This is a genomic window from Nitrincola tibetensis (assembly GCF_003284585.1).
GTDB lineage: Bacteria > Pseudomonadota > Gammaproteobacteria > Pseudomonadales > Balneatricaceae > Nitrincola > Nitrincola tibetensis.
In genome coordinates, this window is record NZ_QKRX01000021.1 from 1 (window position 1) to 12,970 (window position 12,970).

General features: G+C 45.0%; 13 protein-coding genes. All 13 read right to left on the minus strand.

Annotation, left to right across the window (positions count from 1 at the left end; genetic code table 11):
• Positions 1 to 238 precede the first annotated feature (238 nt).
• The 13 genes from murI to DN062_RS17440 all read right to left on the minus strand — a co-directional run bounded on the left by murI (position 239) and on the right by DN062_RS17440 (position 12,968).
• Positions 239 to 1,072, minus strand: coding sequence for a glutamate racemase (gene murI, locus DN062_RS17380; RefSeq protein ID WP_112160608.1), 834 nt, complete (start codon positions 1,070 to 1,072; stop codon positions 239 to 241).
• Between the two features lie 10 nt (positions 1,073 to 1,082).
• On the minus strand, positions 1,083 to 2,522 hold the full coding sequence (der, locus tag DN062_RS17385) for a ribosome biogenesis GTPase Der (protein WP_112160569.1): 1,440 nt from the start codon (positions 2,520 to 2,522) through the stop codon (positions 1,083 to 1,085).
• Positions 2,523 to 2,589: 67 nt separating this feature from the next.
• Positions 2,590 to 3,738: an outer membrane protein assembly factor BamB gene (gene bamB / locus DN062_RS17390; protein ID WP_112160570.1), complete on the minus strand. Its 1,149-nt coding sequence runs from the start codon at positions 3,736 to 3,738 to the stop codon at positions 2,590 to 2,592.
• Entirely contained in the window at positions 3,735 to 4,391 is a 657-nt protein-coding gene (locus tag DN062_RS17395; protein WP_112160571.1) for a YfgM family protein, read from the minus strand. The genes bamB and DN062_RS17395 overlap by 4 nt, the downstream gene beginning before the upstream one ends.
• Before the next feature lie 19 nt (positions 4,392 to 4,410).
• The gene (hisS, locus tag DN062_RS17400) at positions 4,411 to 5,661 is read right to left on the minus strand and encodes a histidine--tRNA ligase (RefSeq protein ID WP_205126769.1); all 1,251 of its coding nucleotides are present in this window, start codon (positions 5,659 to 5,661) and stop codon (positions 4,411 to 4,413) included.
• A gap of 54 nt (positions 5,662 to 5,715) precedes the next feature.
• Positions 5,716 to 6,552, minus strand: a complete 837-nt coding sequence (locus DN062_RS17405; RefSeq protein ID WP_112160573.1) for a RodZ domain-containing protein — start codon at positions 6,550 to 6,552, stop codon at positions 5,716 to 5,718.
• 62 nt (positions 6,553 to 6,614) lie between these two features.
• Complete coding sequence (gene pilW, locus DN062_RS17410; RefSeq protein WP_112160574.1) at positions 6,615 to 7,385, minus strand: type IV pilus biogenesis/stability protein PilW; 771 nt, start codon at positions 7,383 to 7,385, stop codon at positions 6,615 to 6,617.
• 28 nt (positions 7,386 to 7,413) lie between these two features.
• Positions 7,414 to 8,523: a dual-specificity RNA methyltransferase RlmN gene (rlmN, locus tag DN062_RS17415; RefSeq protein WP_112160575.1), complete on the minus strand. Its 1,110-nt coding sequence runs from the start codon at positions 8,521 to 8,523 to the stop codon at positions 7,414 to 7,416.
• Between the two features lie 69 nt (positions 8,524 to 8,592).
• Positions 8,593 to 9,000 carry a nucleoside-diphosphate kinase gene (ndk, locus tag DN062_RS17420; protein WP_112160576.1) on the minus strand — a complete coding sequence of 136 codons (408 nt, stop codon included), beginning with the start codon at positions 8,998 to 9,000 and terminating at the stop codon, positions 8,593 to 8,595.
• A gap of 107 nt (positions 9,001 to 9,107) precedes the next feature.
• Positions 9,108 to 9,533: a DUF2802 domain-containing protein gene (locus DN062_RS17425; protein WP_112160577.1), complete on the minus strand. Its 426-nt coding sequence runs from the start codon at positions 9,531 to 9,533 to the stop codon at positions 9,108 to 9,110.
• A complete protein-coding gene (locus tag DN062_RS18680) occupies positions 9,533 to 10,939 on the minus strand; it encodes a hypothetical protein (RefSeq protein ID WP_193483911.1) in 1,407 nt (468 codons plus the stop codon). The genes DN062_RS17425 and DN062_RS18680 overlap by 1 nt, the downstream gene beginning before the upstream one ends.
• On the minus strand, positions 10,939 to 11,715 hold the full coding sequence (locus tag DN062_RS17435; RefSeq protein ID WP_112160578.1) for a ParA family protein: 777 nt from the start codon (positions 11,713 to 11,715) through the stop codon (positions 10,939 to 10,941). The genes DN062_RS18680 and DN062_RS17435 overlap by 1 nt, the downstream gene beginning before the upstream one ends.
• 20 nt (positions 11,716 to 11,735) lie before the next feature.
• The gene (locus tag DN062_RS17440; protein ID WP_112160579.1) at positions 11,736 to 12,968 is read right to left on the minus strand and encodes a protein-glutamate methylesterase/protein-glutamine glutaminase; all 1,233 of its coding nucleotides are present in this window, start codon (positions 12,966 to 12,968) and stop codon (positions 11,736 to 11,738) included.
• Positions 12,969 to 12,970 lie beyond the last annotated feature (2 nt).

The following is a 12,970-nucleotide window of genomic DNA, read 5'->3' on the forward strand; positions in this document are numbered from 1 at the left end:
GCTCAAAAACGTACATCTAAATGAATTCACATATAGGTTGCTTGTTTTTGATTAAGCTTTAATGCCTAACCTGAACAAGCGCCCACACGCATTACCTGATTAATTTTTTAAAGAGCGGCTTAAGTGACCCGGTGTATTGGGCCGTTGTCTCAAGCGAGGTGCGTATATTAATTAGACTTTACTTTGCCGTCAACATCTTTTTTCAATTTATTTATGACTTTTTATTTTTATTTGTAACTTAGAAGCCGAAATGCTGTATATCGACCAATGAAACGTCTTCTGGCGTAATTGGTTCTGAATAGAAATTTTTGGCGACTCGTGCAAAACGCTCGGGCCCATCCGTTACCAAGAAGCTCACATTTCCAACCTGAGATGCACGATTTAACAAACCAAGTCGGTCGAGCGTATGACACAGTACCTCGGCCGTTGTCGTTGCCGAGTCGACCAACTTAACTGTCGGACCTACTACGTTTTGAATGGCACTCCTTAATGCAGGGAAATGCGTGCACCCCAAAACAAGTGTATCAACACAATCCAGCTCGGAGGACTTAGCAAACAAATCCGTTAGTGATTTTTTAACAATCGCTTCGACCAATTCGCCTTCATGCCAACCCTCTTCAGCGAGTGCCACAAATAGTGAGCACGCCGCTGCTTTTATTGATGCATTTGGCCGAATAGATAGAATTGCTTTTTGATACGCTTGGTTACTAATAGTGCTTTCAGTTGCAATGACACCAATATTACAGTTTTGACTAACCTTAACAGCCGCTTGTGCACCTGGATCAATCACACCGATAATCGGTAAATCAGGACGAGATTTGCTTAGAGCCTCTAACGCCGCTGCTGAAGCGGTGTTGCAAGCAATAACGAGCGCTTTTATATCATACGATTCCAGCGCCCTTACAGCCTGCTCTGCATACTTAGAGATAGAAGCAACACTCTTAGTCCCATAAGGGACTCGAGCAGTATCGCCTAAGTAAACTAAGTTTTCATTAGGCAAACACCTCCTAACCTCGTTAAGAACAGTCAACCCTCCAACACCCGAGTCGAACAAACCTATAGATTTGCTCATTTCAACATTATTATTTACCACGTTTATCGGACCGCTTCTTGGCTTGCTTTTTAAGCGCCTTGATATGTTCTTTATTGCGCTCTTTTTTCGCTTTTTGTCTTGCTGTCAAAAGGTTACGTTTGCCTGCAAAAGGATTATCGCCCGTTTTAAATTCAAACCTCATAGGTGTGCCACGAATCTTAAGCAACTTTACAAATCGATTTTCCAAGTAACGCTTATAAGATATTGGAAGCGAGTCTGTTTGATTTCCGTGAACAACAATAATAGGTGGATTGGAGCCACCCTGATGAGCGTAGCGCAACTTAATCCGATGAGTATGAACCGAGGGCGGCTGATGATCAGCAACAATATCTTCAAGCAAGCGTGTTAGCTTGTTTGTTGTCCACTTCGCCATCGCAGAATCAAAAGCTTCATGAATTGAGCCATATAGATCACCAACACCTGTCCCATGCTTGGCTGAGATAAAATGCATTCGAGCAAAGGCTACAAACTCAAGTCGACGTCTAATTTGCTCCCGTACTTTCTCTTTATGATCCGACGTCATTCCATCCCATTTATTTAAAGCAACGACTAATGCACGACCAGAGTCGATAATAAACCCAAGCATATGTAGGTCTTGCTCTGTAACACCTTCAGTGGCATCAATAACCATCACTACCACATTGGAGTCACGTATGGCTTGGAGCGTTTTCACAATTGAGAATTTCTCAACTGCCTCAGTAATGTGTTTGCGCCGCCTAACACCTGCAGTATCAATAAGTGTGTATTTCTTATTTTCACGCTCATACGGAATGTAAATACTGTCACGCGTTGTACCTGCCTGATCAAAGACAACAACACGCTCCTCACCTAGCATTCGATTAACGAGCGTTGATTTTCCGACGTTAGGGCGACCAATAATTGCAATTCTTATTGTATCTTTGTAATCTTCTTTTTCGGCTTCGTCTTCAATGTTCGCTACAGCGAAGGGCTCAAGCACTAGCTCCATCAACTGCGAAACACCGCGACCATGTGAAGCAGCTATCGGGAGCGGCTGCCCTACACCCAAGCCATAGAAATCGGCCATCGCCACATTTTCATCTATGCCATCAGTTTTATTAACAACCAATCTAAATGGTTTATTACTTCGACGTAAGTGATCAGCAATCAATTCATCTGCTTGATTCAATCCCGATCTACCATCGACAATAAAGAGCACAACATCTGCCTCTTCTATCGCGTAGAGAGATTGCTGAGCCATTGCTTTATCAATACCCGCCTCATCACCCGTGATGCCGCCTGTATCAATAACAATATAGCTACATTCGTCATGCTGTCCTTGCCCATACTTACGATCACGAGTCAAACCCGGTAGATCAGCCACAAGCGCATCCCTTGAGCGCGTTAATCGATTAAACAGCGTTGATTTACCAACATTAGGACGCCCAACAAGCGCAATTACCGGAAGCATAGTTTTTCCCAAAACCAAAAACGGCCGACTGTATACAACAGACAGCCGCTTCTGGATATTAAATTCATTAGTTCAGCTGAATAGCAGCTAACCGTCCAGCATTTGTTAATACATAGAGAACATTGTCCCGCACCAGCATATCGCCCGTCACACCTGACGAGTCAACTTTGTGGCGAGCCACAAAACGGCCATCTACCTGTGACATAAAATGCAGGTAACCTTCGGCATCACCAACAACAACTGCGTTACCAATTGTAGCAGGAGCTGACAGACGCCTTAATGATAGATCTCTTTGCGTCCATACACTAGCACCACTCGCAGCATCCATAGCCAAGACTGCATCTCTATCGTTCACAAGATAGATATTGCCAAACCCAGTCGCTAAGCTTCTGTAGGTTGACACATCATGCCCCCAAAAAACTTGGAGATTAAACGGATTGATAGATCTAATCTGCCCCTGATAAGCAGCGACATATAGCGTATTGTTCAAAATAAGGGGTCTGCCCTTAATATCTGCCATTCGCTCCAACTCAGAACGGCCAGTTCCGTCTGCAATGCGAGTTTCCCAGAAAAAAAGACCGCTCTCATTATTCAGAGCGACTAATTTTCCGTTTGAAAAGCCAGCGATCGTTACATCTGAAGTTAGAAGTGGAGCCCCTGTGCCTCTGAGCGATAAAGATGGCACTTGGGCATCATATGTCCAACGATGAGTACCTGTAACTCGATCCAATGCAGTTATCCGACCATTCACAGTTTGAACGACAACAATTGCTGGATTAATCTGCACCTGCGCTGTTGCTTCCGACGTTAATTGATAACGCCATAGCTCTGAACCATTTTCTGCACTTAAAGAGACTATTTCACCTGATCGCAAGTTAACGATCACATGACCATGCCCAGCTCCCACACCGCCTACAATTGGCTCTTTTAAGTTAACTGACCAAACCCTCTGACCAGTCCTACGATCAAAGGAAGCGACTAATCCCCTGTGATCCGCCGAAAAGATTCTGTCTCCATCAACAGAAACGGTCATTTCATGAAAGCGCTTGCCAGGACCATCACCCACACTTGCAGTCCAAAGCACGGTAACTCTATTCTCAGACACAATGTCTGGAAGTGGAGACGGTTTGACCTCATCACTTTTACCCCAGAAACCGCAACCTCCGAGCAAAACAAAGAGAGTCATCAAGACAGGACATCTGAAGAGGTTTTTCATGAGCCGCTCCCAGAACCCAAATCATCACGCTTCATTTGCAAAATAGGCCTCGCGTCACCAGTATTGGCAGCGAGGGCAAGGTCATATTCACGACGCGCAGCCTCTATATCCTCTTGCAAGAAGTATGCATCACCACGCAATTCGTGATAAACAACTGAAAAGCTCGCAGGCTCGATGGAATCCATTAAAGACAGGGCTTCTTCCGCTTTTTGTTCACCCAGTAAAATTTTTGCCTTGCGAAGAGTTGCTACCCGCTTGATGTCATCCTCTTTGCTGTTCGCTAATACCCAATCAAGCTCTGCTAAAGCGGCTTCATTGTTATTTGACTGTACAGATGCTCTTGCCAGAATTAATGCCGCATATTGAGCATAGGTCGTTTTAGGGTGCTCAGCTTTTAATCGCTCTCCTAAATGCTGAACGGTTTCACTGGTTTGCGCCCTGCCTTCATCCAAATCAACAACCACTGATTCGATCAGGCTTTGATATAGAATCGAAGCCTGTGCAGCATTGGTGGCTTGACGTGACTGCCAACCCTGCCAACCCACAACAATGACAACAGCAGCACCAACACCTAGCATCAACGCTTTACCGTTTTCTTTCCACCAATTCTTTAGTGCATCCAGTTGCTCTTCTTCAGTTCGCAGTTCAGCCACCTGATTAACTCCTAAAACCTCAAAATTTTGTTAGAAAAGAATCCGTCAGATCCTTTACGCTGATTTCTTGCTGATCAATAGTTTCACGTAAGAACTTTACCTGAACCGTATCATTTTCGAGTTCTGCCTGCCCAACAAGGAGTGCCACGCGCGCACCGCTACTGTCTGCTTTCTTTAGATGGCTCTTTAAGCTTCCATCTCCGCAGCCAAGCATAACCTTAAGATCTGTCTCACTCCTCAAGGTTTCGGCTAAACAAAGTATTTTTTGTTTCACGTCCAAAGTTGCACTAAGCGGAAGGATATAAATATCTGCCTGCTGATAAAGAGCTTCTGGCAGCTTGGATACAGACTCAATTAATAGAATTAAGCGCTCCACCCCCATTGCAAAACCAACAGCTGGAGTCGCTTTACCGCCCAATTGCTCGACTAAACCATCGTAACGACCACCAGCGCACACAGTTCCCTGAGCACCAAGCGCATCAGTTACCCATTCAAATACTGTTTTGCTGTAATAATCGAGCCCTCTAACAAGCCTCGAGTTCACTCGAAAATTCACACCCGCGCTTTCAAGTAAAACTTTCAAGCTTTCAAAATGTGACACAGATTCATCATCAAGATAATCGTGGAAATTCGGTGCTTCATTTAAGATAAGCTGTGTTTGCGCTGATTTACTGTCTAAAATTCTGAGAGGATTACTTGTTAGACGACGCTGACTGTCTGGGTCTAAATCCTCTTTACGTGTCGTTAGATAACACACTAAATCATCTTTAAACCTCTGCCGAGACTCCGAACTCCCTAATGTATTAATTTCAAGCGTCACAGCGCCATCAATCCCTAATTTCTTCCAAAGACGTGCGCTTAGGAGAATTAGTTCGGCATCGATATCTGGGCCCGACATACCAAAGGTTTCAACACCTATTTGATGAAACTGCCTATATCGGCCTTTTTGTGGCCTCTCGTAGCGAAACATAGGTCCTGCGTACCACAGCCTCTGAACCTGATTGTAAAGCAAACCGTGCTCCTCGCACGCACGCACGCAACTTGCTGTTCCTTCTGGGCGCAGAGTTAGACTCTCGTCATTTCTATCGGCAAAGGTATACATTTCTTTTTCAACGATATCAGTAACTTCGCCAATTGATCGTTTAAAAAGATCGGTTTGCTCAACAATCGGAGTTCTAATCTCTCGATAACCATACCCTGCTAAAACATCACGAACTGAATTTTCTAAAAACTGCCACACAGGGGTCTTTTCAGGGAGAATATCATTCATCCCCCGAATTGCTTTAATCTTTGACAAACTATAATCCTGCTATTACTTTTTCTTTTAAGGGTTTAAAGGTAATGTAAAACGCGCAACATTAGTGCTTGTTAGTGATGAAACATCAATAGTTGTACCTTTATATAGAGCACTTCCAACTGCATCAACGCGGCCGATAATAACAGACAAAGGCTCAGATCCAGCAACCTGCACTTGATCACCGCTATTTGCAACTGCGGAGTAAATTGTTCTTCCACTGGCATCTCGCACTTGAACCCAACACTCATTCGTAAAATTCATTTCTAAGCCATCAAATACAACAGGCAAGACTTCCACTACTTCTTCTAACGCTGGCTCCAACTCAGTTTCATCTTCTACTAGCAGGTCTAACACAGACTCACTAGCAGCTGAATCTTCTGCATTAAAAGAAGTGGATGAATCCGCAATCAAAGCATCAGGCTCCAAAAAACCTTCATCAATCAGGCGCTCACTCTCACTAGCAATGTCTGCGACTCCAGTAGTCGAAAGGCTTGATGCATCAGATGGTACAACTCGGTATTGCTCTTTAGACCACCAAACTACAACACCCAGCATTGTCAAGACAAACAGCCAAGTGACGCCTCTTGCAAAAGGCACCTTAAAAGGGTCTCTTTGTTTGACGCTATTGGTCGACTTAATCACTGGAGGTGATAAATTAACAGTTCCAAGCCGCTCAAATGCAACCGTATATTTTTTTGCATCCAAACCTAAGTAATTTGCATAATTACGAATATACCCTCTCATAAACACGGGGTTGTGAAAGGTTTGTGGCTTAGATGACTCAATAGCGGTAATCACTTTAGGCATTAAGTGCAAATCAGTCGCGACCTGACTCAACGTCAAATGCTTTGACTCGCGTTCCATTCTTAGTTCATGTCCGGGAAATCCATTTTCCGACCGATAATCTTGATTATGGTCGCCTGTACTCAATTCACCGACTCCCTAAATAGCCTATATTCCTCAGAATCAGGGTATAAATTTCTTAACAGCAAACCAAAGGTTGCAGCCTGACTAGGGTTACGCTCTGCCCGTGCAATTCTCACACCCACCCATAAACTTCGAGGAGAGTGCTGTGCACTTCGATTGTCAACCATTTGTCGAAAACGGTCAAACCATTGCATCGCTTCTGGAAGATTTCCATTGTCCAGTAGCAAATCCGCTAATTCTATTTGAGCGAAGGGTCTTGAACGATTTAACTCTAACGCCCGCTTAAATGCTTCTTCCGCATGACTGAGACGCCCTATCATACGATAGCAACGACCTAGATTTTCAAATGCTTGAGCACGTGCAGAGTAGAAGGGATCATCTGCCGCTTTTTGCAACTCAACACATGCCTCTGGGTAACGCTGCTGAGAAAACAAAAAGGCACCGTAGTTGTTTCGGTGCATTGAATTATCGGGATCAAGTTGAGTGGATCGCTTAAAGTACTCTTCTGCTAGTTTATTTTCACGCTCATATTGAAAGACCAACCCCATTGCATTATGGGCTGGAGCATAGCGTTCATTAATCGCAATTGCTCTTTGCAATGACTGCTTGGCATTATTGGTATCGCCAGCTTGTAAATATTGCAAGCCCAGCTGCGTATAGGCTTGCAAAGCAGCATCTGGTGAAGAGGTCGCATCCTGCCTAACTGTCTGTGATACACATCCAGCAAAACTAAAAAAAATCAGTATGACTAACGCAAACCTAACCTTCACCCTCTACTCCTTATGTATTATCCATTCATCACGATGACTGTTGTACCACGCTTATATATTTTTGGCTACGCCGAGTTCTATCATCAACCTGTCCTACCAACTGCCCGCATGCAGCATCTACATCATCCCCACGCGTTTTTCGAACAGTTGTAATAATTCCCGCGTTAACAATGATCTGCTTAAACTGTAATATCGCCTGCTCATTCGGCTTTTCGTAACCCGATCCTGGAAACGGGTTAAACGGAATCAAATTCAGTTTACAAGGAAATTTGCGTAAGACTTTTATCAACTGTTGAGCATGCTCTATTTGATCATTTACACCTTTTAACAACGTATATTCTACTGTAATAACACGCTTATCATTCAAATGCTTTAAATAATTATTACAAGCATCTACTAATTCACGAATTGGATAACGGCTATTGACGGGCACTAGCTGGCTCCGTAAGTCATCATTAGGTGCATGTAACGAAACGGCAAGTGAGACATCACTAAGCCCTGCAAGCCTATGCATAGCTGGCACAACACCTGCTGTACTCAATGTAACTCTTCTTTTAGATAAGCCATAGGCGTTATCATCCATCATCAATTGTGTTGCATCAAGTACGTTATCAAAGTTAAGTAAAGGCTCCCCCATCCCCATGAAAACAACATTCGTAACACGGCGTTCATCAGATGGATCAAAAGGGCCAAAAGAACGAATCGCTACACGTAACTGAGCGATAATTTCCGCGGTAGACAGGTTGCGGTTAAAGCCCTGCTTTCCCGTTGAACAAAAACTACAATCCAAGGCACATCCAACTTGAGAAGAAACACAAAGTGTTTTCCGCGAGCCCTCAGGTATCAAAACCATTTCAATACTTGAGCCACCATCCATACGAATGACCCACTTGCGAGTACCGTCGGTCGAGAACTTCTCAACAACTATTTCAGGCTCACGAATATCGGCAACACTCTCCAACTTTTCTCTTAAGGATTTACTGAGATTGGTCATTTCATCAAAGCTACTCGCCCCTCTCTGATGAAGCCATTTCAGAACCTGAGTTGCACGAAAGCGTTTTTCGCCTAGCTCATCGAAAAAAGCTTCTAGTTTTGATGGGGATAAGCCAAGTAGATTGACTTTAGTTGGAGTTTGCATACGGCTTACCTGATTGTTCAATAAAATATGGGTCGACATGCGTAGCCGACCCATGAAATCGATGGTTACTTAGCCACCAAAGAAATACGCAATTTCTCGTGCAGCAGAAGCTTCAGAGTCTGAACCATGAACTGCATTCGCATCAATTGATGAAGCGAAATCACGACGAATAGTTCCTTCTGCTGCTTCTTTAGGGTTTGTTGCTCCCATCAAGTCACGATTAAGAAGAACAGCATTTTCACCTTCCAAAACCTGAACGACAACAGGACCTGATGTCATAAACGCAACAAGATCGGCAAAGAATGGACGCTCTTTATGCTCTGCATAAAAACCTTCTGCTTCTTCTTTAGAGAGCGTTTTCATTTGCAGCGCAACAATTTTTAGACCTGCTTTTTCGAAACGAGTTTCGATTTCACCAATCACATTTTTTGCAACTGCATCAGGTTTAATAATGGACAGAGTACGTTGTAAAGCCATGATCATTTCCTCACTTAAAACTAAGGTCGATAAAGGATAAAAGGTTGGCAATTATACGTGATGAAGCTGACACTGAACAGCGATTAACATAACTGTTCATGGTAGGACTAGTGTTTATGTGAGATTGACTTGTCATCTTGCAACTCTCGATGCAATAACGCCATGAGCTCCGCTTCTGGACGGCCTATGCCGCAAGAACGCACCAAGTCTTCAACACCTGCACCCATTTCCATGAGTCTTGCAGCTTGGTTGTAAGCAAGCACGCCTGGGTCTCTATTTTCTAACTCGATTTGTTTTTCAGCGGTAATATTTAACTTACGCTCTACAGCAACCAAACGCTTACCTAAGCCAATCGAGCTGCCCGTTGCGCCTTGAATTTCATTACGTAAAACTTTTAATAAGAGCTGATGCCTCTGCTCTTGCCGCCTAACACGAATTAGTGCGAGAAATGAAAGGGCAATAGCAACTATAGCTAAGAAAGCTATACTCACCAATATAACCCAAGCATACGCACCTCCCGCGAACTGCGTCATCAGACAATCATCACCCCAAACTCATCCAACAATTGTTGTATATCTAAAACAGCACAGCGCTTTTCAAGGCAAGTTGCATATAACCAAGCTCTATGCGTTTTATCTTTATTAATATTCAGGCTATTCAAAGGTATATGAATAGACTCAATAATTGAGTTGCAAGCCAGGGCCCATCCTCTTCCCTTTAAAACAACAATATCTGTATATGCAGCATCATCTACGTTGTATGTATTTGGAATAACCCATACACCTGTGTCCACCACAATCGTTTGCTGATACACATCACCATACCGACCTAAAATCCAGTCTTGTCTCGAATCCATACTTAACGTTAGATCACGAATTTCGGAAGCACCTTCCACAAAATCAAATGGGACCGCTAATTTTAAGCCATGAACATCTATTAAAAGACAATGGAGATCATCATGCGCGGCTTTTTTCGGTGACGAGACCACACTTTCACTATCCGCCATAGCACTTGCCCCAATAGAATTTTCAATTAGCTCTGGCTCTGGCTCTGGCTCTGGCTCTGGCTCTGGCTCTGGCTCTGGCTCTGGCTCTGGCTCTGGCTCTGGCTCTGGCTCTGGCTCTGGCTCTGGCTCTGGCTCTGGCTCTGGCTCTGGCTCTGGCTCTGGCTCTGGCTCTGGCTCTGGCTCTGGCTCTGGCTCTGGCTCTGGCTCTGGCTCTGGCTCTGGCTCTGGCTCTGGCTCTGGCTCTGGCTCTGGCTCTGGCTCTGGCTCTGGCTCTGGCTCTGGCTCTGGCTCTGGCTCTGGCTCTGGCTCTGGCTCTGGCTCTGGCTCTGGCTCTGGCTCTGGCTCTGGCTCTGGCTCTGGCTCTGGCTCTGGCTCTGGCTCTGGCTCTGGCTCTGGCTCTGGCTCTGGCTCTGGCTCTGGCTCTGGCTCTGGCTCTGGCTCTGGCTCTGGCTCTGGCTCTGGCTCTGGCTCTGGCTCTGGCTCTGGCTCTGGCTCTGGCTCTGGCTCTGGCTCTGGCTCTGGCTCTGGCTCTGGCTCTGGCTCTGGCTCTGGCTCTGGCTCTGGCTCTGGCTCTGGCTCTGGCTCTGGCTCTGGCTCTGGCTCTGGCTCTGGCTCTGGCTCTGGCTCTGGCTCTGGCTCTGGCTCTGGCTCTGGCTCTGGCTCTGGCTCTGGCTCTGGCTCTGGCTCTGGCTCTGGCTCTGGCTCTTCCTCTGGCTCTGGCTCTGGCTCTGGCTCTGGCTCTGGCTCTGGCTCTGGCTCTGGCTCTTCAGCAGAAGAATAATCAGCTTGTTCAGGTACAGGCAAGGCTTTTTCTGCTTTTTTTAAATCACCCGCTTCGTCTAGCTCAGCCATATTGTCTTCGTTATCGAGTTCATCTACATCTAGCAAAAGGGCTTCCAAGTACTCATATACCACTTGCTTCTGATCTGCCATTACGCCCCCTTACGATGTTCTAATAGGTTTCGTAGCAATCGAGCATATGCATGAACACCACGACTTCCAGAGTCCAATGTTGATGGTACGACGCCTTTGATACTCGCATTTCTGAATTTAGTATCAACCGGAACTACAGCTCCAGACACTTTGTCGCCATACAAATTATGCAACTCTCTGAGGCTGCTAACCGATGCCTGAGTGCGTCTATCGTAGAATGTGGGCAGTATTGTGTAATTCAACTTTGCTTTCCGAGCTCGATTGATCATATCAATCGTTCTAATCATACGCTCAAGTCCTTTTAACGCAAGAAACTCAGTCTGAACAGGAATGATAAGATGGTTACAAGCAGCAAGTGCATTAACCATCAAAACTCCTAGAACAGGAGGGCTATCGATAATGACATAATCATATCTATCTTTTAAAAATCGCAACGCCTTTGCAACTTGCAAGCCCAATCCTTCTTTGCCTACCGCTTTGCGCTCTAGCGTTGCCAAGGCTGTAGAGGCAGGCAATAAATCAATGTTCTCGTTGCTAGTTTTAACAATCAATGAATTAACTTGAACAGACGTTAAATCCGGCCGTTCAAACAGATCATAAGCACTCAGCTCTATCTCGTCAGGATCAAATCTAAAATAGCTTGTCAGTGAACCGTGAGGATCAAGATCCACCATTAAAACCCTATAACCAACCTCTGACAAGAGACCAGCAATAGACACAACTGTTGTTGTTTTACCAACACCGCCTTTTTGATTCGCAACCGCCCAAACCTGCATATTTCTTTCCTGTTAACGGTCTACTTTTTGCCATCGGGAGCAGACAGGAGATCACCAATATCATTTAAATCCAAAACTGCATCTGCCAAGCCAGCATTAACAACGGCCTGTGGCATACCGTAAATGGTACAAGTTTCTTTACTCTGAGCCCACATTACAGAGCCCGCCTCTTTAAGACGACGAGCACCTTCACAGCCATCAGCTCCCATACCCGTCAAAATAATCCCTAACACTTTGTTTTGATAAAGCCTTGCAGCAGATGCATAAGTAAAATCAACACTGGGCTTATACGTCAAGCGCTCATCACCTGGAATAATTTTCAACTTATCAATCTGGCGCGGATCTATCATCAACTGCATTCCACCAGGGCAAAGCAAAGCAAGACCTGGCCTCATACGATCTCCATCGACAGCCTCTCTGACTTCAATAGAGCACTGCTGATTCAATCTTTCCGCAAACACCTTGGTAAAGGTAGAGGGCATGTGCTGAATAAGCAAAATAGGGTGTGGAAAGTTTGATGGAATACGCGTAAGAATTGCTTGCAGTGCAGCAGGGCCACCTGTAGAAGCTCCAATTACAACCAAGCGACAATCAGGAAGCCTAGCTGGTTTGGCAACACGAGTGTTAAGCACCTTAGAAGACGCGTCTTGACGAGCTGACAATCCTGTTACCGATTGATCTTGAGCTAAGGATGTCCTAGGAATGTATTGGCGCCTCGTTTCCAGTGCACTTTTCACTTCAGTATCACGTGCCGAAACAACTGATGAAGTTGAAGGCTCTGGTCGAAATACCATCGTTGTCGACGAACCACTCGTAGATGGATTTCGGCCAAAAGCTGTATTCGTATTAAAGTTGCGAGAAGTCCCTAATGCAACAACCCGATCAATTAACTCTTTGCGCAAATCGCTAGACCGATCCATCCAAGCGCGGATATCTTTAGGTAAATAATCAACAGCTCCAGCCTCTAAAGCACGCAAAGTCACCCTAGCCCCTTCATGGGTCAGGGATGACAGCATCAACACATTTGTTGGTGCCACTTGCATGATTTGCCTTACCGCCTCAATACCATTCATTTTAGGCATTTCGACGTCCATCGTAATTAGATCCGGCCGCAGACGCGCTGCTTTCTCTACTGCCTCATTACCATTTACTGCAGTTCCAACAATTTTAATTCGCGGATCACTACTAAGTGTTTCTTCTATCCGGTTACGAAAAAAACTGGAATCATCAACGATCAGCACTTTCACCGCCATAC

Bases quoted from the DNA above. Each gene is read 5' to 3' on its own strand.
- murI (WP_112160608.1), bottom strand. From the start codon at position 1,072: ATGAGCAAATCTATAGGTTTGTTCGACTCGGGTGTTGGAGGGTTGACT.
- der (WP_112160569.1), bottom strand. From the start codon at position 2,522: ATGCTTCCGGTAATTGCGCTTGTTGGGCGTCCTAATGTTGGTAAATCA.
- bamB (WP_112160570.1), bottom strand. From the start codon at position 3,738: ATGAAAAACCTCTTCAGATGTCCTGTCTTGATGACTCTCTTTGTTTTG.
- hisS (WP_205126769.1), bottom strand. From the start codon at position 5,661: ATGAATGATATTCTCCCTGAAAAGACCCCTGTGTGGCAGTTTTTAGAA.
- DN062_RS17405 (WP_112160573.1), bottom strand. From the start codon at position 6,552: ATGGAACGCGAGTCAAAGCATTTGACGTTGAGTCAGGTCGCGACTGAT.
- rlmN (WP_112160575.1), bottom strand. From the start codon at position 8,523: ATGCAAACTCCAACTAAAGTCAATCTACTTGGCTTATCCCCATCAAAA.
- ndk (WP_112160576.1), bottom strand. From the start codon at position 9,000: ATGGCTTTACAACGTACTCTGTCCATTATTAAACCTGATGCAGTTGCA.
- DN062_RS17425 (WP_112160577.1), bottom strand. From the start codon at position 9,533: ATGACGCAGTTCGCGGGAGGTGCGTATGCTTGGGTTATATTGGTGAGT.
- DN062_RS18680 (WP_193483911.1), bottom strand. From the start codon at position 10,939: ATGGCAGATCAGAAGCAAGTGGTATATGAGTACTTGGAAGCCCTTTTG.
- DN062_RS17435 (WP_112160578.1), bottom strand. From the start codon at position 11,715: ATGCAGGTTTGGGCGGTTGCGAATCAAAAAGGCGGTGTTGGTAAAACA.
- DN062_RS17440 (WP_112160579.1), bottom strand. From the start codon at position 12,968: ATGGCGGTGAAAGTGCTGATCGTTGATGATTCCAGTTTTTTTCGTAAC.